The sequence below is a fragment of the Streptococcus sp. 263_SSPC genome (assembly GCF_001071995.1).
Classification (GTDB): domain Bacteria; phylum Bacillota; class Bacilli; order Lactobacillales; family Aerococcaceae; genus Granulicatella.
In genome coordinates this window covers 22177-34358 of record NZ_JVNU01000059.1, presented here as the reverse complement: position 1 = coordinate 34358, position 12182 = coordinate 22177, and the positions used below count along the sequence as shown (strand labels likewise).

The following is a 12182-nucleotide window of genomic DNA, read 5'->3' as shown; positions in this document are numbered from 1 at the left end:
CATGACAAAAAAATTATATGAATACAATGTGGACGAGAGTTTCGAAATCTGCCTATTGATTAAATCTGCAGATGTACGTATGGCAAAAAATGGTAATCCGTTTATCGCCTTCACATTCCAGGATCAATCAGGTCAAATGGACGGGAAATATTGGTCTGCCACTTCAGACGATATTGCAAAATACGTACCAGGAAAAGTTGTAGTTGTAAACGGAAAACGCGAAATGTACAATAATTCGCCACAAGTGAAAATTGTCAGCCTTCGACTTACTGACGCTTCAAAAGGAGAGCCAACATCTGCGAGCCATTTCGTAGAACACGCTCCAATGACGAAGGAAGAAATGGAAGAAGAAGTAAACCAAATTATGTTCGATATCACAAATCCATATTTGCGTCGTATCGTCCATAATATCTTGAAGAAATATCAAGAAGCCTTCTTCGAGTTTCCTGCAGCGAAACGTCATCACCATGCATTTGTGGGTGGATTAAGTTTCCATACGGTTTCGATGCTACGCCTTGCTAAGGCCATCGCAACACAATATACACAAATCAACCGTTCGTTATTATATTCGGGTGTGATTTTACATGATATTGGAAAAACGATGGAATTAACAGGAGCAATCGGCACGGAGTACACACTAAAAGGGAACTTACTAGGGCACATCGTGATCATGGACGAAGAGATTACAAAAGCCTGTGAAGAACTCGGTATCGATGAAAACCAAGAAGATGTGCTTTTATTAAAACATCTCATTCTAGCTCACCACGGCAAACTCGAATATGGTTCACCAGTACGTCCGCAATTATTAGAAGCAGAAGTATTACACCATATCGACTTGTTAGATGCGACGATTACAATGATGTCGAATGCACTCGATAAGACTGAACCAGGCGCATTCTCAGAGCGCGTATTCGGTTTAGATAACCGCTCGTTTTATAAACCAACGATTCAACAATAAATCACATGGTTAATGAAGCCTTTTGGACTCCGTTTTAGCCATTGATTGAGGAGGGAAACGATGAATCCAATAGGAACGAAACCAATTCAGACAAAACGATTACTGCTCAGACCTTTTCAAGTAGAAGATGCACCAGCGATGTTTAAAAACTGGTCGAGCGATGCAGAAGTGACGAAATACTTGACGTGGCCTCCACATGAATCTGTCGAAACAACGAAGAAGAGTCTTAAGCGTTGGGTAGACGGTTACCAAAATCCATTTCAATTTAAGTGGGCAATCGTATTTGACAATGAAGTTGTTGGTAGTATCGATGTTGTGCATTTGGAAGAAAAGCTAGATGCTGTGGAGATTGGTTATGCGCTTAGTCGCAAATGCTGGGGAAAAGGAATTATGACAGAAGCGCTCGTAGCAGTGAGTCGCTATCTTTTAGAAGAAGCGGGTTGTAATAGAGTGGCTGCACGTCACGATGTGAATAATCCAGCCAGCGGAAAAGTGATGCAAAAAGCTGGAATGACTTATGAAGGCACGCTGCGACAATATGGCAAGAATAATCAAGGTATCTGTGATATGGCATATTATTCCATCATTAAAGCAGATAGATTGAAGTAGGAGTTAAGTACATGTGTTTGATTTGTGATCGGATAGAATTAATTAAGCAAGGTAAAAATCCGCATTTTGTAAAAGAACTTGAAACGGGTTATGTGGTAATAGGAGACGGACAGTATTTTAAAGGGTACACATTGTTCCTAGCCAAAGAACACGTAACGGAATTGCATCAAATGGAGTATGAAACAAAAATAAAATTTCTAGAAGAAATGAGTATTGTTCAAGAGGCCGTGGCAAAAGCGTTTCAAGCTGAGAAAATGAATATCGAATTGTTAGGAAATGGTGATGCACATGTACATTGGCATCTGTTTCCAAGAAAAGCAGGTGATATGAAAGGATATGGCCATAATGGAAGAGGACCCGTCTGGTGGGTTCCTTGGGAAGAAATGTCATCCGAAGAATATCAACCAAAAGAGAGTGATCTGCTTCAATTAGTAAATCATTTTAAAGAGTATTTATAAATAGGACAAGAAGACATCTACAAAAGTAGGTGTCTTTTTTCGTGAGCAGTTAATTTTGTGATTATGCATTCGTGAGATATACTCTAAATGTAATTAAAAATATTACAGTTAGAAAGGTGATTTTATGACAACAACAGTAAAAAATATCATTATTGGTTTCGGTAAAGCCGGAAAAACATTAGCAGGATACTTAGGAAGTATCGGAGAAGATACGATTTTAATTGAAAAATCAAAAGAAATGTATGGTGGAACATGTATTAATGTCGGCTGTATTCCTTCTAAAAAATTAGCGACAAAAGCACTTCGTAAACAATATTCAAACGAAGACGCTAGCAGCTACTATACAAAGAGTGTTCAAGAAAAGAAAGCTTTAATTGCGGCTTTAAACACAGCAAACTACAATAAAGTAGATTCAGTTGAAAAAACACAAATTATCGACGGAACTGCACGTTTTGTAGATGACCATACAGTAGCTGTAGATACTGCAGAAGGAGAAAAACTCTTCAAAGCAGATCGTATTTTCATTAATACAGGAGCAACTCCATTCGTACCACCAGTAGAAGGGTTAACAATCGGTGGAGCAATTCACACAAGCGAAACAATCATGAACTTAGAAGAATATCCAGAAAGCCTTGTAATTATTGGTAGTGGATTTATCGGATTAGAGTTCGCTGCAACTTACGCTCAATTCGGTACAAAAGTAACAGTAATCGATGTGATTGATGCATTCCTTCCTCGTGAAGACGAAGATGTAGCACAAGCTGTGAAAGAACAATTAGAAGCTTTAGGCGTTACTTTCAACTTAGGCGTTCAATTAAAAGCCGTTCATCAAGAAGGCGGTAAAGCAGTGGTAGAAGCTACTACAGGAGAAGGTGCACCAGTTGCCTTTACAGCAGATGCAGTCTTAGTTGCGACAGGTCGTCGTGCAAACGTACAAGGTCTTGATTTAGACAAAGCTGGCGTGGAATTAACAGAACGTGGCGCAATCAAAGTCAATGAATTCTTACAAACAAATGTGCCTCATATCTTCGCAATGGGCGATGTCAACGGCGGACCACAATTCACATTCGTTTCATTAGATGATTTCCGTATCGTGAAACGTTTCTTAGCTGGGGACACAACATATTCAACAAAACAACGTGCGAAATTCCCAACAGCAACATTCATTAACCCACCTTTAGCAAGCGTTGGTTTAAATGAAAAACAAGCCAAAGAAGCAGGTATCGAAGTCAAAGTAGCGAAACTTCCTGCAATGGCAATTCCAAAAGCTAAAATCTTAGGAAACCAAGTTGGATTCTACAAAGTATTAGTGGACGCTTCAACAAACCAAATCGTTGGTGCAACATTATTTGCAGAAGAAGCACATGAAGTGATTAACATTATCGCAACTGCAATGAACGCGAACTTACCTTACACAGTTCTTCGCGATCAAATCTTCACTCACCCAACAATGGCAGAAGCTTTAAACGACGTATTCGGCTTAATTAAGTAGGGATTATTATGGGAAATGACTTTATCGTAATGATTCACTGCCTTACGTACCTGGCAATTCATCACGAAAATCGTTATTCAAGCAAAGACCTCGCGTTTAACGCTTGTAGCAACCCGGCGATTGTTCGAAAATTGATGAGCCAAGCGGTGAAGAAAGGCTGGGTGTCAACCACTGCGGGAAAACAAGGTGGCTACCAGTGGCAAGGAAATCCAAAAGAAGTTCGCCTTGGAGAAATTTTTTTATTAGTATCTGAGGATGAACGTTTGGAAAAAGCCTTCAAAGAAGCAGCCGACCCAACCTGCCTTGTCAGCACCCGAATGGGAAGCGTTATGGGCAAATTGCAAGAAGAACAAATCCAACAACAAATTAATTTCTATAACAAACGCACCATCCAAGACATGATTGATGGTGTCCAAACTGAATGTCACTAAAAAAGACCGAGCATCCGCTCGGTCTTTTTAAGTAATCATTATAATGTATACATTATAATGATTTTTTGTTTTCCTCGGAGTGGAGGAGGTTTTCTTATTGAAGAACCTTGAAGTGTTTGAACCACAAAACACCAAAAACTTTATAAAGATGATTAAAATACCTGATCTACACAAATGTGCTGGATTTTTAGCAACATAAATGCAAGATAGAAGAAACAATGCTTCATCAAACAACGAAGAAGATAGACGAGTCTTTTTGTTTATTGAAAGAATAGTGGGGAATAGCTTTGAAGCTTCAACGGTGCAAGACCAAGGCTTGCACCGTTGCCCCACTATGACTCTTTCAATAAAAAACAAAAAGACGCAAGTCTATCTTTTTCCTTTTGAAGAGCACCAATTAAGTATTATTTCTTCTAGCGCATATTTATCGCACAAAAAAACTCCCAGCACCAATTGGTACCAGGAGCAGTATTGATTTTAATGTAAGACTTTGTTTAAGAAGTTTTGAGTACGTTCGTTTTGTGGGTTACCAAACACTTCTTCAGGAGTTCCTTCTTCGATGATATAACCACCATCCATGAAGATAACGCGATCGCTAACCTCACGCGCAAATCCCATCTCGTGTGTTACCACAACCATCGTCATCCCTTCTTTAGCTAGGTTTTGCATTACTTCTAATACATCCCCAACCATCTCAGGGTCTAACGCTGAAGTTGGTTCATCGAATAATAACATTTTTGGTTTCATTGCAAGCGCGCGAGCAATAGCCACACGTTGTTTTTGACCACCTGAAAGAGATTTAGGAGAGACATCTGCTTTATCTGCAAGACCAACCATGCCAAGGAGTTCCATCGCATGTTCAGTTGCAGCTTCTTTTGTCTCACGACCTAATTCTACTGGTGCAAGAATGATATTTTCTAGAACGCTTAGGTGAGGGAAGAGGTTGAAGTGTTGGAACACCATTCCGATTTCCTCACGAACTTTATTTAAGTTTGTTTTCTTGTCTGTTAAATCATAGCCGTCGATAATGATATGACCACTGTTGATTTTCTCAAGACGGTTTAAGCAACGTAAGAAAGTTGATTTACCAGAACCAGAAGGCCCGATAATACAAACTACTTCGCCTTCCTCAATAGAAAGGTCGATGGATTTTAATACTTCTAAGTCGCCATATTTCTTTTGAATTTTTTGAACTTCGATAATAGCCATTATTTTAAATTCCTTTCTAAGTGAGCTGAAAGTTTCGTTAATAGAACGATCACGATTAAGTACATCACGCCGACGATTAACCACATTTGACTTGATTGTAAGTTACGAGCGATGATGACTTTACCTGTTTGCGTTAATTCGGCAATACCGATAATTGAAAGGATAGATGTATCTTTCAATGTGATCACGAATTGGTTGATGAATGAAGGAACCATAATTCGAATCGCTTGCGGTAAGATAACTTTTTGCATGCTCTTAGAATATGGAAGACCTAAACTCATGCAGGCTTCGTATTGTCCTTTATCAACCGCTTGAATACCCCCACGGATAATTTCAGCGATGTAAGCCGATGCGTTCAAGCTAAGGGTAATCACACCCGCTACGAACGGTTGCATTGTAATATTGAATGCTTGTGGAATTCCAAAGTAAATGAAGAACGTTAATACGATTAGTGGAACACCACGGATGATGTCAATGTAAAAACCTGCGATTGCTTGTACGATATTGTTTTGGCTAGTTTTCATTAAACCGAAGATAATACCGATTAAACTTGCGAAGATTAAAGCAACAACTGTTAATACGATTGTGTTCCATAAACCAGTTGCAAGAGTTTTCCAGTTTGTTTTAATTAACCCTAGAATGCTTGTTGCTTCTGTGTTTTCGCTAGCGTTTGTTGTGTATTTGTTGATGATTTCATCATACTTACCACTTTCTTTTAGTTTTTTTAAACCGTTATTGAAAGCAGTAATTAATTCTGCGTTTTCACCTTTATTAACAGCAACACCATATTCTGTTTTATTTTCGTTATGGTCTGTCATTTTTAAAGGCAAGTTGTTTGATGTGATTGAGTAGGCAAGTACTGGATAGTCTTCGAATAACGCATCACTGTTTCCTACCATTACATCTTGGTACATACTTGATGAATCTTCAAAAGTTGTAACGGTAAAGCCGTATTTGTTCTTGATAGATTCAGCGTAAGTGGCACCTTGTGTTCCTAATTTAACGGCAACTTTTTTACCTTTTAAATCAGAAAGAGATGTGATTTCAGAGTTTTTAGAAACTCCCATCCCGATTCCGCTGTCATAGTAACTATTTGTGAAGTCGAATTTTTGTTTACGTTCATCTGTAATTCCCATACCAGCCATCACAGCGTCTACTTGACCAGATTCTAATGCTTGTACGGCAGCGTTGAAGCCGAGTGGTTTGAATTCTACTTCGAAGCCTTCAGCCTCTGCGATACTCTTCATTAATTCAATATCAATTCCGACGTATTCACCATTTGTATCTTGGTATTCAAATGGAGCAAATGTAATATCTGTTGCGATTACATATTTTTTAGTCTCTGCTTTAACAGAACTTGTCGGAGAAACGAGGGATAGAAGAGTCATCAATAGAGTGACTAGAACAGCTCCCAAGCTCAAATTTTTTATGTTCATACATATTCCTCCAAATCTACCTTACGTATAAGGTTTTTCCATTATATGGAAGATTTTCTGAAAATGCAAAATTCTAGTCTCATCTCATGTTACATTTTCTGACATGATTTTCTGAGAATAAAAAACTCCCTTCTCTAATGAAAGAGAAGAGAGTGATGCTTATTTTTCTTGTTCGAGGACACGCCAAATCGCTTTTGCCACACCGCCGTTAACATTTGTATCTGTCACAAAATCAGCAACGGCTTTAACTTCGTCTGGAGCATTTCCCATTGCAACACCAATTCCTGCGTCGCGAATCATCGAAACGTCATTGAAGTTATCACCAATTGCGAAAGTTTGCTTCATCGATAAGCCAAGTGTTTCGGCATAGTGAGCAACCGCAATGCCTTTTTGAGCGTCCTTATGGTTGATTTCCAAATCCGTATAAAATGCGGAAGTGACCACAAGGTTCGGATGCGCTTGATCGATATGCTCACGAACGGGTTTGAAATAAGTAGGCCCATCATCGTGAGAGACGATAATCTTGAAGACCTTAATATCTGGAATCGATAGCACTTCTTCAGCAGTCGTCACATCGGTTGCTTCTAGAAGGATTTTGAGCTGTCTAATTTCTTCTTTCAATTGTTCAGGCGATAGATTATTTCTTTCGGCCTTTTTTCGTTCAATGACTTTGTTGATAAAGAGAGCATAATTCTTTCTAAAGTTCCCTTCAGAAGTCACGAGCTGCCAGTCCAAGTCAATCGAATCGAAGTAGTCCAGTAAGGTGTAGACTGTTTCATGAGGAATGGTGACTTCCCAGATAATGTCATGATTTTTATCAAAAATTTGAGCGCCATTCATCGCAATGACAGGAAGATGTAATTCTGCTTGTTCGAGTGCGAAATTGGCTTGAAGATAATCGCGTCCAGTACAAACGATAAAGTGTTTCCCCTGTTTTTGGACTTTTCGAATCGCTTGAATGTTATTTTTATGAACCTCTACATGGTTTGTAAGTAGAGTACCATCCATATCCGATGCAAATAATTTAATCATAGAGCAAAACCTCTATTTCATTTCTTTAAGATGTGTTTGCAATGTTTGAATTTTATCTTGAATACGTCTGAAGCGTGGTTTGTTTTCTAATTGGAATTTTGCGACTTCTTCTTGAATAGAGTTCACAACTTCCATTGTTTGTGGAACAATCACTTCTTGGATTTCTTTAATGCCTCTTTCAAGAGTGGATTTACCAGTGTTAATCACTGTAACATCCTGAGTCACTTCTTGAATTTGTTTTGCTAAGATTTCACGATTTTCTTTACCGCTTCTTGGGTTGTTTAGTAGGGCAACGGCTCCACCGATCACACTACCGAAAATAAAACCTTTTAGAAATTTACTCATTGATTATGCCTCCATTTGTTCGCGAATTGATTGCGCGATTTCTGCTAATACTTCTGAACTTGGATTTGTTGGTTCCCATTTTAATCCGAAGCCATCTTCTTTTGTATAGCGTGGGATTAAGTGGATATGAGAGTGGAAGACGCTTTGGTATGCCAACTCTCCGTTATTACTTAAAATGTTTAAACCTTTAATGTCTGGGTTTGACGCTTGAACGGCACGTGCGATTTTTGGAATACGTGCAAAAACTGCGCTTGCTAAGTCTTCGTCATATTCGAAGATATTGGCAACGTGTTTTTTAGGAACGACCAGTGTGTGCCCTGGTGTTACTTGCGAAATGTCAAGGAACGCAAGTACTACGTCATCTTCATACACGATATGTGCTGGAATTTCTTTATTAATAATTTTATCAAAAATGCAATCTGTCATGGTGTTTCCTCCTTGAGTTCGTACCTCTATGGTATCAAAAAATGCTGTAAAATGAAAGGCTTTCAGGACGGAGAGCTGTTATTTAGTTCTTAGAGGCGAAATTGCTCAAGGGTTCTATACTTGAATAAGAAAAGTGCACTTATTCCGCGTCCTTTCACACTTTTTTTGCTTTATGGTATAATGAGGAGAATAGTTAGATAGGAGAATCTATATGTCACTACAATTAAACAATGTAACTGCAGGATATACAAAAGTTCCTGTCATTACAGACATCACTTTTGATGTAAATCCAGGCGAGATTTGCGGCCTAATCGGTTTGAATGGTGCCGGTAAGAGTACGACAATTAAAACGATTATTGGGCAACTTACCCCTTTTAGCGGAAGAGTAGAAGTAGAGAAACTAAGTATTCTCGAAAACCAACGGGGCTACCGTCAGTCGATTGCGGTCATTCCAGAAAGTCCAGTTCTTTACGAAGAATTGACGTTTAGAGAGCATATTGAATTTGTGGCTCGTTCGTATAATCAAATGAACGAAGAGACAATGGCTCATGCAATGGAGCTTGTGGAAGCTTTCCGCTTAACGAAGCAATTGGATTGGTTCCCAGCATATTTCTCAAAAGGAATGAAGCAAAAAGTACTCATCGTCTGCGCGTTAATGCTAGACGTGCCCGTCTATGTGGTCGATGAACCATTTTTAGGACTCGATCCACTAGGGATTCGTACTTTACTTCAAGTCTTGAAAGAAAAGAAAGAAAAGGGTGCAGCGATTTTAATGTCGACTCACGTATTAGATACGGCTGAGAAGTATTGTGATCGTTTCATCGTGTTACACGAAGGAAAAGTAATTGCACAAGGCGATATCGAAGGCTTACGCGCAACTTCGAATATTGAAGAAACTTCTCTTGAGGAAATTTACTTTGCATTAACGACAGGGGACGATGCCCATGAATAGTGCAACAATTTTTGAGGCTCGCGTAAGAAAATATCAAAAGAAAAGCATGAAGTATATTCGCTATATGCTGAATGACCATTTCTTGATTGTCTTATTTTTCTTATTTGGCTTTATCATGGTGCAATACTCGAGTTGGATTCAAACGATTCGTGTATTGGAATGGCCTTTACTAGGGTTACTTGCAGTTCTACTAGCGAGTGTTCCATTCTTTGGCGGAGTAGCAACGTTGCTCGAACCAGCCGATGGAATATTTTTATCGGTAGTGGGGCAAGACTTTAAGGCGTACTTACAAAAAGCGATTCGTCGTAGTTGGGCGCTTCCGCTACTTGTGATGTTGGCTTCAACAGGAATTGTCTTTCCAATCGTGGCACAAGCCTTTGGAACGAATATGAGTATGTTCGTAAAGCTATTCCTCTTACAAGTGCTCTTTAAAGATTTATTATTCCGTTGTACGAAATATGCTTACCGCGGAGTGCTCCATTTTACATGGATAGAAAAACTCGGAATTTATGTAATTGCAGTAGTGAACTTCTTCGGAATGTTTTTATGGATTTCTGAAGCTTGGTCATTTGTTTTATTAGTGATTCCAATTCTTCTGAGTGTTTTTATCGAGTACTATTATGGAAAAGCGGCCTTTGTCTATCGATTCGATTCTATGATTGAGTCGGAATTAGAAAGACAACAACGAATTTATCGCCTATATGCATTGTTTGTGGATGTGCCAATGGTGCATAAACCACAAGCGCATCGCCGTTCATATTTAGATGGCGTATTGAAGGTACTTGTTGGAAAAAATCCAAGTGGTCATCGCTATTTAGTGAGTCGTACGGTCGTTCGTACGAGTCAATATATGAGTTTATTATTACAACTGGCAGTTGTCAGCTTTGTAGTTGCATTATTTTCTCAAGAGTATTATTGGAACTTTATCGTCAATGCGTTACTTGTGATGCTATTAGGATTCCAACTCGTTGGGGTTATCCAAAGTGCCAACACGCAAAATAGTCATTTTGCCTCTTTAGTGGATAGCAACACTCGTCTTAAGGATAATTTATCAGTCCTCATGATGACGATGGTCGCATCCGGTGTTGTACTGGGCATTTCTTCAGTGATAGGTATGCGTGAAATGATTGGATTAGTAGGGATTATTTTCTATCCGATTTTCGGTGTATTCTTTACACAATTTTATTTGCGTTATCGATTCCTTAAGAAGAGAAGAAAAATTTAAGTTTGTAGGCTACTAAGTAGCGCACAAACTTGACTCAAATGGTATAAAACCATAAAATAAAAGAATAGATTTATTAAAGGAAACAGAATTTGTCGTTAGGGATGGAATAGATGGAATATAACATGGACACAGGATGGGATCTCCATCCAATTGGTGGGGACACCGGTCAAGCGTACATGGGTGTAAAAGACCATGAACGTGTATTTCTAAAGAGAAACGCTTCACCGTTTTTAGCGGTGCTATCGGGTGAAGGTATCACTCCTAAGTTAATATGGACCAAACGTGCGGGTAATGGTGATGTCATTACAGCTCAAGAATGGTTGTCTGGAAGATCCCTCACTAAGGAAGAAATGGGGTCCGTCGAAGTCATTGAGCTGTTAAAACAAATTCATCAATCCCCAAATCTTTTACAAATGTTGCAACAAATTCAAGGTGAAGAGTATAGCACTCAAAAATTCATCGATGAATATTTAAATAATTTACAGTCAGGATTACAAACCCACCGTTTCTTAAATGAAGTTTTGAATTACTTAATTGAAACGATTCCGCTTGTGAGCGAAGTTGGGAAAACAGTTTGTCACGGAGATTTAGACCGTCGTAACTTTATGTTATCAGAAGACGAGAAGCTCTACCTTGTCGACTGGGAAATGGTTCGCCTTGCCGATCCAGTTTCTGATTTGACGATGATCTTGACGCAATACATTCCTGTTCATCAATGGGGTGAATGGCTTGATATGTATGGCTTACAACTGTCTACAAATATTTATCAACGAATTGAATGGTATGCTCTCATGAATTGCTTGAATTACATTAAGAAAACGCACTTCGAGGGACGTTACCTTGAAATGAATGAGAAAATTCTTTTGGTGAAGTCGATTTACAATAATCGTATCGGAAAGCCAACAGAAGAATAGACAGGAGTTAGACTTTGAGATTAAGAAATAAACCTTGGGCAAAAGATGCACTAGCTGCTCACCCAGAAATGGTCATCCAAGATCCAGCGCAATGGAAGGGAAGATGGCATGAACGTTTTGGCAATAACAATCCAATCCATATCGAGATTGGTTCTGGGAAAGGTCAATTCGTGAGCGGCATGGCTCGTCAAAACCCAAACATTAACTATATTGGAATTGAAATTCAAGAAAGCGTCCTTGTAGTCGCACTTGAAAAAGCTCTTGCAGCAGATGTTCCAAACTTACAATTATTACATGTGAACGGTGGACAAGTAACAGACTACTTCGAAGATGGAGAGGTCGCACAAATTTACTTGAACTTCTCAGATCCATGGCCAAAGAAACGTCATGCAAAACGTCGCTTGACTCATGAAAGTTTCTTAGTTGGATACGAAAAAGTATTACCACCATTTGGAGAATTACACTTCAAGACAGATAACCGAGGATTGTTTGAATACAGCCTTGCTTCATTCTCACAATTTGGACTTGTGTTAAAACAAGTTTGGTTAGATTTACATCAAGTGGAATTTCCAGGAAATGTGATGACAGAATACGAAGAGAAATTCTCAGCAAAAGGTCATCCAATTTATCGTGTGGAAGTGATTTTCCCACAGGATAGAAAAGCTTTTAAACAACCTGAATAACAAATAAAGGAG

The 12182-nt window shown here is 38.9% G+C and carries 14 protein-coding genes; 9 read left to right on the top strand and 5 right to left on the bottom strand.

Translation table 11 applies throughout. The annotated features are described in order from the left end of the window. Position 1 precedes the first annotated feature (1 nt). The 5 genes from ADH02_RS08670 (at position 2) to ADH02_RS08650 (ending at position 3948) form a co-directional block, all read left to right on the top strand. Positions 2-958 (top strand): 3'-5' exoribonuclease YhaM family protein, encoded by a 957-nt coding sequence (locus ADH02_RS08670; protein ID WP_048784214.1) that lies wholly within the window; start codon positions 2-4, stop codon positions 956-958. 60 nt (positions 959-1018) lie between these two features. Then, positions 1019-1567: a GNAT family N-acetyltransferase gene (locus ADH02_RS08665; protein WP_048784212.1), complete on the top strand. Its 549-nt coding sequence runs from the start codon at positions 1019-1021 to the stop codon at positions 1565-1567. An 11-nt stretch (positions 1568-1578) separates the two neighbouring features. After that, the gene (locus ADH02_RS08660; RefSeq protein ID WP_048784210.1) at positions 1579-2025 is read left to right on the top strand and encodes an HIT family protein; all 447 of its coding nucleotides are present in this window, start codon (positions 1579-1581) and stop codon (positions 2023-2025) included. A 124-nt stretch (positions 2026-2149) separates the two neighbouring features. After that, positions 2150-3517 carry an FAD-dependent oxidoreductase gene (locus tag ADH02_RS08655; protein ID WP_048784208.1) on the top strand — a complete coding sequence of 456 codons (1368 nt, stop codon included), beginning with the start codon at positions 2150-2152 and terminating at the stop codon, positions 3515-3517. 8 nt (positions 3518-3525) lie between these two features. After that, on the top strand, positions 3526-3948 hold the full coding sequence (locus ADH02_RS08650) for an RrF2 family transcriptional regulator (RefSeq protein WP_048784206.1): 423 nt from the start codon (positions 3526-3528) through the stop codon (positions 3946-3948). A gap of 477 nt (positions 3949-4425) precedes the next feature. On the opposite strand, the gene ADH02_RS08645 is transcribed toward ADH02_RS08650, so the two are convergent. The 5 genes from ADH02_RS08645 to ADH02_RS08625 form a co-directional block, all read right to left on the bottom strand. Further along, entirely contained in the window at positions 4426-5157 is a 732-nt protein-coding gene (locus tag ADH02_RS08645) for an amino acid ABC transporter ATP-binding protein (RefSeq protein WP_048784205.1), read from the bottom strand. Continuing rightward, positions 5157-6593 carry an amino acid ABC transporter substrate-binding protein/permease gene (locus ADH02_RS08640; protein WP_048784203.1) on the bottom strand — a complete coding sequence of 479 codons (1437 nt, stop codon included), beginning with the start codon at positions 6591-6593 and terminating at the stop codon, positions 5157-5159. Before ADH02_RS08640 ends, ADH02_RS08645 begins: the two co-directional genes overlap by 1 nt. Before the next feature lie 159 nt (positions 6594-6752). Next, positions 6753-7625 (bottom strand): Cof-type HAD-IIB family hydrolase, encoded by an 873-nt coding sequence (locus ADH02_RS08635; protein WP_048784193.1) that lies wholly within the window; start codon positions 7623-7625, stop codon positions 6753-6755. A gap of 12 nt (positions 7626-7637) precedes the next feature. After that, entirely contained in the window at positions 7638-7970 is a 333-nt protein-coding gene (locus ADH02_RS08630; RefSeq protein WP_048784191.1) for a YtxH domain-containing protein, read from the bottom strand. Positions 7971-7973: 3 nt separating this feature from the next. Then, a complete protein-coding gene (locus ADH02_RS08625; protein ID WP_048711312.1) occupies positions 7974-8396 on the bottom strand; it encodes an HIT family protein in 423 nt (140 codons plus the stop codon). Between the two features lie 211 nt (positions 8397-8607). Here ADH02_RS08625 and ADH02_RS08620 point away from each other — a divergent pair, with 211 nt between their 5' ends. From ADH02_RS08620 to trmB, 4 genes are all read left to right on the top strand, one after another. Next, on the top strand, positions 8608-9348 hold the full coding sequence (locus ADH02_RS08620) for an ABC transporter ATP-binding protein (protein WP_048784185.1): 741 nt from the start codon (positions 8608-8610) through the stop codon (positions 9346-9348). Next, the gene (locus ADH02_RS08615; protein ID WP_048784183.1) at positions 9341-10573 is read left to right on the top strand and encodes an ABC transporter permease; all 1233 of its coding nucleotides are present in this window, start codon (positions 9341-9343) and stop codon (positions 10571-10573) included. Before ADH02_RS08620 ends, ADH02_RS08615 begins: the two co-directional genes overlap by 8 nt. A 110-nt stretch (positions 10574-10683) precedes the next feature. Beyond that, positions 10684-11487, top strand: a complete 804-nt coding sequence (locus tag ADH02_RS08610) for a phosphotransferase family protein (RefSeq protein ID WP_048784182.1) — start codon at positions 10684-10686, stop codon at positions 11485-11487. A 14-nt stretch (positions 11488-11501) separates the two neighbouring features. Continuing rightward, complete coding sequence (gene trmB, locus ADH02_RS08605; protein ID WP_048784181.1) at positions 11502-12170, top strand: tRNA (guanosine(46)-N7)-methyltransferase TrmB; 669 nt, start codon at positions 11502-11504, stop codon at positions 12168-12170. The last annotated feature ends 12 nt before the right edge of the window (positions 12171-12182 follow it).